This is a genomic window from Ruegeria sp. HKCCD7181 (genome assembly GCF_057221055.1).
In genome coordinates this window covers 361,877-373,928 of sequence record NZ_JBWVBC010000004.1, presented here as the reverse complement: position 1 = coordinate 373,928, position 12,052 = coordinate 361,877, and the positions used below count along the sequence as shown (strand labels likewise).

Here is a 12,052-nt window from a genome sequence, read left to right as displayed (position 1 = left end):
AGCAGACGGTAAGCTGCGGGTTGACCTATTGCAAGAATGCCAGCCGTGAGAAATCTGCGAAAACCCGGCGTCGGTATCTGCCCTGCTTCACAATTAGGGCATTTTCTGCGGGTATTCCTTCGAGACGGGTTTATCCCAAGCCTGATCTTTGACTAAAGAGGGTCAGTTAAGGACGATGGGGCCATGGGAAGAATTCTGGACCGCTATTTGAACCGCAAGGTTCTGTCACGTTGGCGCTTAGCCGGGCAACTGGCGGATAAGGTTGCTTTGTCCGAGCTGCGCCGCCAGCGTGACACGGCACGGTTGCTGCGGACGCAACTGGACCGACTGATTCAAAAGGCAGATGGTCGGCTAATCCGTCCTTTGATTGGCTCATCGCAGTTCCCCAGACCTCTGGGTACAGACTGGTCCTGGCGCCCCGACCTGTGGCGTGGTCCTTTGGCGCGATCCGGGTTGGCAGCAGCTCCGCGCAAAGCGCCGATGGATAGACAAGTGACATTGTTTCACGATTGCGACCTGGCAGAGATTACACTGCGGCAAATCCGAAATCGACAGGACAAGGATTTGGCACCTTTCAGTTTGGCGCTTGAAGTGTTTGAATTCAAAGGTTCTTTCTTGTCGTTGTCAGTCGAACTACCTTTGGAAGCTGCAACAGATTTGACCCGTCAGCACTTAATGCGGGTCGATGCGGTCATTGAAGCTGAGCACATCACTGGTGGATTTGCCCGTCTTAATGTTCAGCATGGCCCAAATACCGAGCAAGTCTTGCGAGAGCTGGAAATGACTAACCCGACGGTTTCGGTGGACTTTGACCTCGCACATTTGAAGATCAACGAGCAGCGCACAGAAAAGGTCTGGTTGGATCTGATATTTGACCGGCCAGCAATGAACCGGATTACCTTGCGCGATCTGACCTTCTGCCGCCATCACCGTGCGGATATGTAAATGGACACGCCATGACCGACACAACTTTGACCCCGATCCGGTTTGAAAACGGCATTTGGGTAGGGATTTTCACTGGCGCAAATACCCCCGAGATTGAGGTTTTGTATCTGGGGGAAGCGGTGCCGGGTGCTGAAATTGTCCCGGAAGGCGACGGGTGGCAATTTAGCTTTCCGGTTCCGGTTTCAGCGTTATCCGAGGGTGTGCATACCTTTGTAATCTGCGATTCCAAAACGGGGCAGAAACTGGAGTCCTTCTCGGTAATTGCAGGGTCTCCGGCTTCCGATGACCTGCGTGCCGAAATCAACTTATTGCGCGCAGAGCTGGACATGTTGAAACGTGCTTTCCGTCGGATGCATAACCCAGATCAGTGATCTTGGTGATGGGCTGACGCCAACTGAATAGGTAATTATCCTATCAATTCAGCTTTTTCCGTGCATCATTAAGGTGTCCGGATCAAGCGGGGTGACCATCTTTGGATCGCAAGAGCATAATAAAGGTCATCACTCTGATGGTGACGGCTTTTGGCATCGGCATCGATTTTACCGGAGCGCTGATGTTGGTTCCGGCCATCGAAAACAGCTTTGACGCGGATATTACCAGCACTCAATGGGTGTTAAATATTTACGCCCTTTTTTTCGCCATGACGATGGTTGCCGGTGGCCGCCTCGGCGACATGTACGGTCACCGAAAGGTAATGATCATCGGGCTGTCGATCTTTCTGTTTGCCTCGATGCTATGCTTCGTATCGCCGGGACTAGACTATCTGATCGGTGCTCGCGCATTGCAGGGGATTGGTGCGGGGTGTGTCTGGCCCTGCACTCTTGCCTTTGGTGCCACGAAAGTTTCCAAGCCGGAACATCGTGCTCTGGTCATGGGGCTGATCCTTGCTGGGGTTACCACAGGCAATGTCTTTGGTCCTATGATCAGCGGTGCGGTTGTCGATCTGGGTGACTGGCGGTTGTTCTTTTTGGCTAACGTTGTGTTTTCGAGCATCTCGATGGCTACGGCGATCTTTTTGATGGAACGGGAGACCCAGCACAAAAAGGGCGAACATATCGATTTTGCCGGCATGGGCATCTTGTCCTTTGCCGTTTTGCTACTGCTTTATGGTCTGGACGTGGGCGCGGACTGGGGCTGGACCTCGGTCCCGTTGCTGTTGTTGTTTTTTGTCAGCGCGGTGTTGTTTGGTTTGTTCCCGAGGGTCGAAAAGCGGGTGCAAGAACCGCTGCTGTTGCCTCAGCTGATGCAGAACCGAGAGTTTCTGATCACACTGGGCCTTAATATGTTTAATGTTTCAGCAGCCTTCGTCGGACTGCTCTACTTTCCTCAATACATGCAGAAGGTGCTGGGTTGGTCGGTATTTCAATCAGCCTTAGGGCTTGCGCCCCTGACGGGTCTGTTAGCCGTCGGATCCATCCTTTCAGGGACACTGTACAATGATTTTGGCCCCAAGCGGCTGTTGTTCTGGGGATATCTCTCTGCCACTGCAGGTGCGGCGAGCATCGTTTTGATGCCCGCAGGCTTGGGCTACTTCCAGATCCTTCCGGGAATGGCGTTTATAGGTCTTGGTGCAACCTTGACCGTCGGGCCGTCGGGCACCGCAGCTGTCTGTGCCGTCAAACCCGAACGGGCGGGTTTAGTAGGCGGGCTGAGTTTCATGACCCATCTGGTGTACGGTGCGATCTCGGTAGCATGTGCAACCGCTATTATGTATGTCACCAGCCTTTCCAGCTTGCGTACCCAGCTAAAAGCGGCTGGGATAACCATGTCGGAAGCTGATCTAAAAATTGTCAACGGCGGCACGTTAAACACGGATTCAGCTCAGGTAGTCATACAGAAACTAAGTTCTGCTGAGGCCGAAAAGGTTAAATCCGCAGTTGCGACCGCTTTTGACACCGGCATGAACATGGCTTTTGTCTTTGCCACACTGTCGGTCGCATTCGGGATCATTCTGGCAGTGATGCTGGATGAACAGAAGCTGCACAAAGTCGAAAGCTAGCCCACCCTGACCAAAAAAGGGCCGCTGTCAGCGCGGCCCTTTTCCTATTGTTCCTATTATTGGGATGGCCCAGTAGGCGTGAAAGCGGACAATCCTTTGAGGATATCGATGGCATAGGCCAGCTGATAATCCTGCTCCCGAAGTTCGGCGGTTTTTTCCGCTTTTTCACGGTCCTCTTCGATCTGTCTGATTTCATCCTCGCTGAGGCTGTCATTATTCAGACTGCCACGTAAATCGGCCTCGGACCGTGTGCGGGCGTTTGCCTCTTCATCGTCCTCGTTTTCAGGCACCGGACGCGGTTGTTCGACGATGATGTCGGGGCTGACACCCAGCGCCTGGATCGAGCGACCAGATGGAGTGTAATAGCGAGAGGTAGTCAGGCGCATGGCCCCATCGCCGCGCAGCGGCATCACCGTTTGAACCGATCCTTTGCCGAAGCTTTTGGTACCTACAACGATGGCACGATGGTGATCTTGCAACGCGCCGGCAACGATTTCCGATGCCGATGCCGAGCCGCCATTGATCAGAACCACGATTGGTTTGCCTTCTGCCAGATCACCGATCGTGGCGTTGAACCGCTCGCCATCATTCGGATCACGACCTCGGGTCGAAACAATCTCGCCCTCGTTCAAGAACGCGTCCGATACCTTGATCGCCTGTGTCAGCAAACCACCGGGATTATTGCGCAGGTCCAGCACGATACCGTTGACATTTTCGAGGCCGCCAGCTTCTTCGATCTGTTCCTCTAGACCTGCCTCCAGATTGGGGTAGGTCTGATCATTAAAGGTGGTGACACGCAATACGACGCTGGTTCCTTCGGTGCGAGCGCGTACCGCTGTCAGCTTGATGGTGTCGCGGATAATGGTGACGTCAAAAGGTTCCTGTTCACCTTCGCGCACAACGGTGATTACGATCTCGGATCCGACCGGGCCGCGCATCAATTCAACTGCCTTATCGAGCGTCAGGCCAAGAATGCTTTCGCCGTCTACATGGGTGATGAAATCGCCTGCCTCGATCCCGGCCGCATCTGCAGGCGTATCGTCGATGGGTGAGACGACTTTGACAAAGCCATCTTCCTGCGTGACTTCAATCCCCAAACCTCCGAACTCGCCACGGGTTTGCACGCGCATCTGCTCGGCGTCATCTGGTGAAAGATAGCTGGAATGCGGGTCGAGCGAAGTCAGCATTCCATCAATGGCGGCCTCGATCAGTTCTTCAGGCTCGACCTCTTCGACATATTGGGCACGGATGCGTTCGAAGATGTCGCCAAACAGATCCAATTGCTCGTACACGCTGGCTTTGTTTTCAGCCTCTTGCGCCAACAAGGGACCCGCGATCTGAGTTGTTGCGATCAACCCTGCCAGGGTTCCGGCCGCGCCGGCGATCAAAAATCTCTTCATACTCGTCTATCCATCCTTTTCCGTCTGGAACCACGCTTCCGGGTCCACGGGAGAGTTGTCTTGTCTTACCTCTATATAGAGCGTTTCTGACCGGTCAGTTCCAGTGCCATCACTGCTTGTTGACATAATCGCGCCTATTTCGGGCATTTCACCGGGCATCAAGCCCACCGGAGTGCCTTCGGGAATCACTTCTCCGGTCTGACCATAGACTTCTTGCAGACCCGAAAACACGAACAACAACCCGGGTTGGGGCTCAAGGATCACAAGGTTTCCAAGATCCAACAACGGACCGCGATATCGGATTGTTGCCTCGGTTGGCGTCGTAACCAATGCGTGGGGCCGAGTGCCAAGGACAAGACCGGAACGGGTAACGCCTGCGGCATCCGTTTCACCGGCCCGATGTAGCAGAACACCTTGCACGGGCAAGGGTATCTGACCTTTTCTGTCCGACACGCTGGCCCGAGACTGGACTATTTCACCGGCTGATATCTCCGACAGACCGCTGGCAAACCCATCAAGTGTTTCGGTAGACGAAATCAGGATTGCCGTCCGCACTGGGTCCTCGACAAAACGGCGTGGAAGGTCCGTGCGATCCGCGATGGCTTCGCTCAGTCGGGTACGCGCATCCTGAACGCCGGTCAGGCCTTCGGTCAGAGTATTGGCAGCGTTCTGCTGCAACTGCCGCAGGGTTTTAACCTCTTGCAGGTCATTGGCCAAAGCCTGAGCTTGTGCGTTCAGTCCCGGTGTGACCTCAGACAACATCATGCCTGTCCGCGCCGCTCCAAGGGGGCCGGACGGGTGCAGCATCAGAACAGGCGGTGCGGTCGTCTCGATCGTCTGGAGAACGCCGAGCAATTGCGCAATTTCCTGTTCGCTTACCCGCAGTTCAGCACTGAGTTGAACTTCTCGCCGAGCGGCCTTGCGCAATCCGTCCCGCATGGCCGTCAATCCGGCCTCAAAGGCCTGAATTGTCTCGGTCAAAGCGCGTACACGATCACGGGCGCTATCGGCTTCGGTCAAGGCGACAGAGGCCTGCTCCAGCATCTGAGCGGCCTCTAAGGCAGCCTGCCCCGGATCGCTTTTGACCTGAGCTGGCGCTGCCCAGATCAACAACGCAGCAACAGAGGCCATCCGCCTCATGTCAGCAGGCTTTCTCCGGTCATTTCCGGAGGTTTGGGCAAGTTCATCAGTTCGAGAATTGTGGGCGCAAGATCAGACAACCGCCCATTTCGCAAACCAATGCCGTCCGAACCCCCGATGAGGGCAACCGGAACCGGATTGAGAGTATGTGCTGTATGCGGGCCACCCGATTCAGGATTAACCATGACCTCGCAATTGCCGTGATCGGCTGTGACAATCATTGCGCCGCCCACCGCGCGCAAAGCGGCAACCACTTCGGCCAGACCCTGATCCACCGCCTCGCAGGCCTTGATTGCGGCCTGAAGATCGCCCGTGTGGCCGACCATGTCCGGGTTGGCGTAATTGGTAACAATCAGATCGTACCCCGCCTTGATCGCCTCGACAAACTTGGCGGTAACTTCGGCCGAAGACATTTCAGGCTGCAAGTCATATGTCGCCACTTTGGGTGACTCGGGCATGTATCGATCTTCACCGCATTCGGGAATTTCCTTGCCACCGTTCAGAAAAAAGGTGACGTGGGGGTACTTCTCGGTCTCGGCCAGCCGGAACTGACGTAAGCCCTGTTTGGCAACCCATTCACCCAGCGTATTTACGATATCACGCTTGGGAAATACGGTCGTCATGTAGGCATTGTGGCCGTCAGAATACTCCACCATACCCAGCAGGGCCGACAAGTGTGGGCGGGAGCCAATGTCGAATTCTGCAAATCCCGGCTCTCCAATCGCGCGTAGGATTTCACGGGCACGGTCAGCGCGGAAGTTGAGACAAAACAACCCGTCCCCATCCTTGAAGCCGTCATAGTCACCCAGAATGGTCGGAGTGATGAATTCATCTGTTTCGGATTGGTTATATGCATGATCAACAGCGGAATGTGCGGTCGTGACCTCCCGCCCCTGCCCCTTGATCATCGCATTATATGCCTCGGCGACGCGTTCCCAGCGGTTGTCGCGGTCCATGGCGAAATAGCGCCCGCTGACCGTAACAAGCCGCGCCCCTTCGGGCAGACGGTCTTCGAGTTCGGCAATGTAAGTGAACGCAGATTTTGGCGCGACATCGCGCCCATCAGTGATGGCGTGCAGCACCACCGGAACGCCAGCCTCGGTAATGGCCTTCACCGCAGCGACGATGTGGTTCAGATGCCCGTGCACACCACCATCCGAGATCAAACCCATCAGATGCGCAGTGCCGCCAGCTGCTTGGACCTTTGAGATAAAATCTTGCAAAGATCTGTTGTCGAAAAAGGATCCACCCTCAATCGCCAAGTCGATTTGCCCAAGGTCCATAGCCACGACGCGACCGGCACCGATATTGGTGTGACCTACTTCGGAATTCCCCATTTGACCACTGGGCAGACCAACATCAGGCCCATGCGTGATCAGTGTTGCATGAGGACCTTCAGCCATGATCGCGTCAAAAGTTGGCGTATTCGCCAAATAGGGCGCGTTGGCGGCAGTGTCGTCTGACAGGCCCCACCCATCGAGAATACATAGAACAACAGGCTTGGGCGCGGTCATTGGGATCTCCGGTTACTGCTCTTGGCCCATCTTCTATCCCTTGCCCGCCCGAGCGTGAACCGCCTTTTGGCAATCGGAAGCTAAATCTGTGGTCGCACAGGCGACCTGGGGCATTCCTAGCCTTCCATTTGCTCAAGCGCTTTCTTGGCGCGCTTACATTGCAGCTGATCGCGCAGGGGGCTGTCGGGATCAACATCCTTTTGGCAGACCACACATTTGTCAGCGCCCGAAATTGCGTTCAGCCCGCCGCAGCTGCCTTTGATGGTTTTACCCATCAACAAAACGCCCAAAGACATGCCAACCACAATGATCAATAAAAGAATGAATGCCAAAATAAAGGTGCTCATTGCGGTGTCCGCCCTTCAGTTCGATCCCAGCGTTTCATTGAATGCGCTGCTTTGTACTGTGATATACGCATCTTCGCCTGCTGTCACATCACGCGAAATGAAGAACACGGCAAGATTATGCTGCTCGGCCAGTTTTAAGCCTTCTTCCTGTCCCAGCGCCAGCATTGCAGTGGCCCATGCGTCGGCCAACATCGCATTCTCGGCCAGCACAGTGACGGAAGTGGTGCGGTGGGTGATCGGGTAGCCAGTTGCGGGGTCGATGATATGCGAATACCGCACTCCATCCTGCTCGAAGAAATTCTTGTAGTCACCCGAGGTGGCCATCCCCAAATTTTCCAGCGGAACAACCAACTGAACGCTTTGCGCCCCAGTTTCAGGTTTTTCGACGCCAATGCGCCAGCTTTCGCCTTTGTCGTTTTCACCCTGGGCGACAAGATCCCCACCGATCTCGACCATATAGTTTTCGATACCGGCCTCTTGTAAAGTCCCCGCCACCGCATCGATGCCGTAACCTTTCGCTATTGCAGACAGGTTGATTCCAACAGCAGGTTCGGATTTGGTCAATGTCCCGGCGGCGCGATCAAGCTTTAGCAGCCGGGCTTGACCTACCGAGTTGAGCGCCGCGCGAACATCGGCCTCAGCCGGGATGGGGTCTTCTGGCTTGCGCGGGCCAAACCCCCAAAGCTCGATCAGTGGTCCAAGTGTGACATCGAACGTCCCGTTGCTTTTCGCATGCACGTCATTTGCGGCCTCAATCACCAGAGCGAATTCTTCTGAGACCTGAACCGGCCCGGTGTCGGTAGAGTCGGAAAAAGTCGACACTTCCGAATTCGGGTCCCAATTGGACATTTTTGCGTTCACGCGCGCCAATGTGTCCTGTACTGCTGCACTAAGTGCGGCTTCGTCCAGATCGTCACCAATGGCTGTGATGTTGAACGTTGTACCCATAGTTTCGCCTGACAATCGGACGACATCGGGCTCCTTGTCAAAAAGGCAGCCGGAAACAAAAAGAGTTAGGGCCAGAGCCGTCAAATGACGCATGGGGCGATCTCCTGGAAAAACCGTGTCCGGCATATGCCAGTGGGCCCAATCAGAGTCAAACCGGGCTTAGAGTTTCAGCGGTACGAAGCCAAGCACAAGCAAACCGACGGCGGCCGGAATCCCAAACAGCCAAGCTCGTTTTTGCCATCCGGGAGGCTGTTGCTTCCATAGTTTTCTAAAATTATGCCCACAAATTACGACACAAAAGAAGATCAGGGCAGCCACGGGTGGGGTCAGGTACAGTTGGCTCACGTAGCAAGATTTCCTTGTGAAGTGGCAGAGTTGCGCCAGTTTGTGAATTTGCACCCTATACAGAGTTCCTCCCTGCGCTAAGGTGAAACAGACAGCCAATTTCTGTGAAAGAGGAGACCGCCCATGGCCCCAAGCTCTTACCAGCCCCCGACACGCGGCGACAAGGGCGAGCCCACTACCCGTAGCCAAACTATCGAGTCGAATTTGTCGCATACACAGTCAACCGTGGCCAAACTTCTGGAAGGCAAAGGGGATGCAGTGTTTGCGGTGCGACCCAACGATACAATTCATGCCGTTGTGGACACTCTGAAGGAAAAACATATCGGTGCAGTTGTCGTGACCGATCAGAATGGTGCGCTGCAGGGCATTTTGTCAGAGCGCGATATCGTGCGGCGCATGGCAGACACTCCGGGCCAGACGCTTCCGCAATCTGTCGAAGACTTGATGACACGCGAGGTCCATACCTGCGCTCCGGAAGACCGTCTTATGGATGTGCTGAAAACCATGACCGAAGGCCGTTTTCGTCATATGCCGGTTCTGAGCGATGGCAACTTGCAAGGAATCATAACCATCGGCGACGTGGTCCATTTCCGGCTGAAAGAGCTGGAATATGAAGCTCTGAAAATGAAGCAGATGATTGTCGGCTAACTGATCTTAGGTCTCATAGTATTGGGAATACGCCCCATAGGCTTGGCTGTTGGCGGTATCAGCCGTCTTTCCCAGTTCGGACATTACCAGACCGGTTACGTGCAGATTGACGCTTGAAAGCTCTCGCAGCGCTTGTAGCACCTGTTCACGACTGGTGCGTGAGGTTGCGACAGACAGCAGGATGGCATCAACGGATTGCCCGATTACGCGGGCATCCGGCACCGCTAAAACCGGAGGGCTGTCGATTATAATGTGGTCATATTTATCCCTGAGGTCGGTCAGCAGGCTTCGAAACTCGGGTGAAGAAAACACGTCAGCCGCACTACGCGTACTTTTTTCTCCCATAAGAATATCGACCCCGATCCGATCGTCCCGGCAGATCACATCTGACAATAGTGTTTTTCCGGAAAGCGCGGTAATCAATCCACCGTTGGGATTAACCTCAAAATAAGACTGAAAAGACAAACGCCTGATATCGGCTTCGATCAAGAGAACCGACCGACCTAACCCAGCGAGATTGTGAGCCAAAGCGATAGCGGTTGTCGTTTTTCCTTCGTCAGGAACCGAAGACGTACTCAGAATGATTTGAGGAGGCTTTTGGGCATTCCCCAACAGTAACGAGGTCCAAAGGTTACGAGCGGCCTCGGCCAGTGGGGTTGTTGGGTTGATTGCCAGATAGTCGACCAGTTGATTGCGCACACGGATTGGTGCTTGGGGAATATGACCCAAAACACGATAGTCAGTGGCAGTTTCTAGTTGAGCTGCCGTTGGTAAAGAGGCTCGTTGACGCTGCCGCAACAACACGATGCACGTTCCCAGTGCGGCACCAGCCAGAGCCCCCAGAATGACCATACGAACCGTACGCGGAGCGATCCGCTCGCCGGGCGGCGCGGGTGAAACAATCCTACTGTCGGCCATTTGCAGACCCCGTCGCAGCGCGGTCTCTTTCAACCGAGACAGGAAAGTTTGATGCAGCAGCTCTGTTGCCCGGGCTTCACGGTCAATCTGTTGCAGATTGACCAATGCCTTGGTTTGAATTTCATACTCTGCTTCCAACTGCTTGAGGGCGTCCTTAAGCGATGTGGAGTGTCGTTTGGACAGTGCCAGATCGTGCTCGAGCGCCTCACGCAGCTCGACCTTTCGGTTTTCAAAGGCGACGACAGCAAACTGATCACCATTGCGGGCAGCAGTTAGGTGCCGCTTCAGTGTGGCATCATCGATCGCGGCGTCACGATTATCGGCATCCAGGTTTGATATAATGTCAGATTGTTCGACAATGCGCCGCTGCTCTTGTGACAGTGCTGACAAGCGGGATTTGGTCTCTGAAATACGCACAGCCAGACTTTCGGCCTCGGACAAAACGACCGACGCATTCAACGCCTGAACGGCATTGTTCTGACGTTCTATTTCTTGTTCCAACGTTGCTACGCGTTCGGACAACCACCCCACAGAATTGACAATGTCGCGCTGCTTTTCCTCAACCTGTTTTTGTATGTAAAGGGTCGCCAATGCATTGGCGATGGACGCAGATTTCTCGGCGTCTTGGGCGCGCGCGCTCAGTGTCAATGCGTTTGAATTGCGCACCCGCTCGATTGTGATTGCGTCGGCAATTTTTTCCGCAGTCGAGTTTAGTGCGGTAGGAGTGTTTTGTGTGGTCCCGGTAAATGACAGGCGCTTTCGCAAAAACGGATTGAATTCAGCGTCGTTGATCAGGTCAAGGCGCAAGACCAAATCGCGCATCATCTGGTGCGAGCGAATCACCTCAATTTCCGTGTTGACCGCAGAAATGTCGCTGTTCAACCCGCCTAACCCTGCAGCCGGTCCATTCAACTCATCTACGCCAGGGTCGAAAACAAGTGTGGTTTCCGATTGGTAGACAGGTTTGACGACGTACAAGGCACAAACAAGCGCAAGAACCACGCCAATCAAAACAGACAATGTAATCGCCCGTTTTCCCGACCATATCAAGGTGAGCAGATCCAGCAAATCTCCGGGCTCATCTCTTTCAGTTTCTGCTCTGTGGACGGAACGACGTACTCTGTCTGATCCTTTGGCGAACTTTGACATTTCACCTGCCCTTCAGACCCAGAACGGTCTGAACCGTACGGCAGAAAATTCGGGCATCCTTGGCCATACTCAAATTATTGATGTACTGTATGTCTGCTCGCACCTTGGAGGTGATGGTCGCGGAATTTTGCGCATAGCCGATTTCGGTCTGCGCTAGGCCGCTAATGCCAGGCCTTATGCAGTACCGGGACCGATAGCCGGGAATATGACGTTCGTAGTACCGAGCATGGTGGACGTAATCCGGGCGAGGACCGATCAAACTCATCTCGCCTTTCAGCACGTTGATGACCTGAGGCAACTCGTCAATCCTGCAACGACGCAACAAGTGGCCGAGTACAGTGATCCTATGGTTTACGACGGGGTCGAAAGGTTTGCGTTCAGTCTGGAGACCTGGTCTCATGGAGCGAAACTTATAAGCAACAAATGGCCTGCGCTCTTTTCCCATTCTAATCTGGGCAAACAACAATGGCCCCTTGTTCAGTATCGGATTGAGGATCAACAGTATTGCAGCCAATACAGCCAACAGCGGCAAAAGTAGTAGTGAGAAACTGACGTCCATACACCGTTTTATCGCAAAGAAATTGCGATGGGGGTCGTTATGCCTGCCGAAGAATGCGACCGGGCTGTCTGGAGGCAAAACGACGAAGTCGTAGTCCGGCATTCTTGTACCCTCTGCTTTGAAGATCACAACGCAAAGCA

Annotated in this window: 11 protein-coding genes; 4 read left to right on the top strand and 7 right to left on the bottom strand. The window is 54.3% G+C overall.

Features of this window, described 5'->3' with window-relative positions; genetic code table 11:
• Nucleotides 1–183: 183 nt before the first annotated feature.
• From AC2TCY_RS10885 to AC2TCY_RS10875, 3 genes are all read left to right on the top strand, one after another.
• A complete protein-coding gene (locus AC2TCY_RS10885) occupies nucleotides 184–945 on the top strand; it encodes a DUF6478 family protein (RefSeq protein ID WP_480847422.1) in 762 nt (253 codons plus the stop codon).
• 11 nt (nucleotides 946–956) lie between these two features.
• Nucleotides 957–1,316, top strand: a complete 360-nt coding sequence (locus AC2TCY_RS10880) for a hypothetical protein (RefSeq protein WP_480847421.1) — start codon at nucleotides 957–959, stop codon at nucleotides 1,314–1,316.
• 101 nt (nucleotides 1,317–1,417) lie between these two features.
• Nucleotides 1,418–2,944 (top strand): MFS transporter, encoded by a 1,527-nt coding sequence (locus tag AC2TCY_RS10875; protein WP_480847420.1) that lies wholly within the window; start codon nucleotides 1,418–1,420, stop codon nucleotides 2,942–2,944.
• A 56-nt stretch (nucleotides 2,945–3,000) separates the two neighbouring features.
• Here AC2TCY_RS10875 and AC2TCY_RS10870 read toward each other — a convergent pair whose 3' ends face one another.
• The 5 genes from AC2TCY_RS10870 to AC2TCY_RS10850 form a co-directional block, all read right to left on the bottom strand.
• The gene (locus AC2TCY_RS10870; RefSeq protein WP_480847418.1) at nucleotides 3,001–4,344 is read right to left on the bottom strand and encodes a S41 family peptidase; all 1,344 of its coding nucleotides are present in this window, start codon (nucleotides 4,342–4,344) and stop codon (nucleotides 3,001–3,003) included.
• 6 nt (nucleotides 4,345–4,350) lie between these two features.
• On the bottom strand, nucleotides 4,351–5,484 hold the full coding sequence (locus AC2TCY_RS10865; RefSeq protein ID WP_480847416.1) for a murein hydrolase activator EnvC family protein: 1,134 nt from the start codon (nucleotides 5,482–5,484) through the stop codon (nucleotides 4,351–4,353).
• Complete coding sequence (gene gpmI, locus AC2TCY_RS10860; protein ID WP_480847414.1) at nucleotides 5,481–6,998, bottom strand: 2,3-bisphosphoglycerate-independent phosphoglycerate mutase; 1,518 nt, start codon at nucleotides 6,996–6,998, stop codon at nucleotides 5,481–5,483. The genes AC2TCY_RS10865 and gpmI overlap by 4 nt, the downstream gene beginning before the upstream one ends.
• Before the next feature lie 116 nt (nucleotides 6,999–7,114).
• A complete protein-coding gene (nqrM, locus tag AC2TCY_RS10855) occupies nucleotides 7,115–7,345 on the bottom strand; it encodes a (Na+)-NQR maturation NqrM (RefSeq protein WP_480847413.1) in 231 nt (76 codons plus the stop codon).
• Between the two features lie 15 nt (nucleotides 7,346–7,360).
• On the bottom strand, nucleotides 7,361–8,386 hold the full coding sequence (locus tag AC2TCY_RS10850; RefSeq protein WP_480847411.1) for an FAD:protein FMN transferase: 1,026 nt from the start codon (nucleotides 8,384–8,386) through the stop codon (nucleotides 7,361–7,363).
• A gap of 375 nt (nucleotides 8,387–8,761) precedes the next feature.
• On the opposite strand from AC2TCY_RS10850, the gene AC2TCY_RS10845 reads away from it, so the two are divergent.
• Nucleotides 8,762–9,286, top strand: a complete 525-nt coding sequence (locus tag AC2TCY_RS10845; RefSeq protein WP_480847410.1) for a CBS domain-containing protein — start codon at nucleotides 8,762–8,764, stop codon at nucleotides 9,284–9,286.
• Nucleotides 9,287–9,292: 6 nt separating this feature from the next.
• Here AC2TCY_RS10845 and AC2TCY_RS10840 read toward each other — a convergent pair whose 3' ends face one another.
• Together AC2TCY_RS10840 and AC2TCY_RS10835 are read right to left on the bottom strand one after the other, a co-directional pair.
• Nucleotides 9,293–11,353 (bottom strand): GumC family protein, encoded by a 2,061-nt coding sequence (locus AC2TCY_RS10840; protein ID WP_480847408.1) that lies wholly within the window; start codon nucleotides 11,351–11,353, stop codon nucleotides 9,293–9,295.
• Between the two features lies 1 nt (nucleotide 11,354).
• The gene (locus AC2TCY_RS10835) at nucleotides 11,355–12,014 is read right to left on the bottom strand and encodes a sugar transferase (RefSeq protein ID WP_480847406.1); all 660 of its coding nucleotides are present in this window, start codon (nucleotides 12,012–12,014) and stop codon (nucleotides 11,355–11,357) included.
• Nucleotides 12,015–12,052: the final 38 nt, after the last annotated feature.